This is a genomic window from Cellulomonas sp. GbtcB1 (assembly GCF_019091725.1).
Lineage (GTDB): Bacteria > Actinomycetota > Actinomycetes > Actinomycetales > Cellulomonadaceae > Cellulomonas.
This window is the reverse complement of sequence record NZ_JAGXJG010000670.1, coordinates 1-231: the sequence shown is the minus strand read 5'-3', so window position 1 is coordinate 231 and position 231 is coordinate 1. Positions and strand designations below refer to the sequence as shown.

Below are 231 nucleotides of genomic sequence, written 5' to 3'. Positions count from 1 at the left end.
AGCAGGCACCCCGCGGGGAGCGCGGCTGCGTTCTCAAGAGGAGGAAGCCGGTGCTCTGGCCGAGGAGGCCGAGCACCGCGACGAACCCGATGCCGATGAACATGGTGGTCCGGAGCTGGCCGGCGACCACGGGCTGGCGCGCCATGCCCTCGACGGACTGGCCGATCAGGATTCCGAGGCCGATGCCCGGGCGGAGAACCGCGAGGCCGTAGCCGACGGACGCGATGTTGC

The 231-nt window shown here is 71.4% G+C and carries 1 protein-coding gene; it reads right to left on the bottom strand.

Annotated features, from left to right (window positions below; all coding sequences use genetic code 11):
• Nucleotides 1-231, bottom strand: a 231-nt coding sequence (gene atpE / locus KVT14_RS21740) for an ATP synthase F0 subunit C (RefSeq protein ID WP_217617428.1), incomplete at both ends; no start/stop codon positions are given.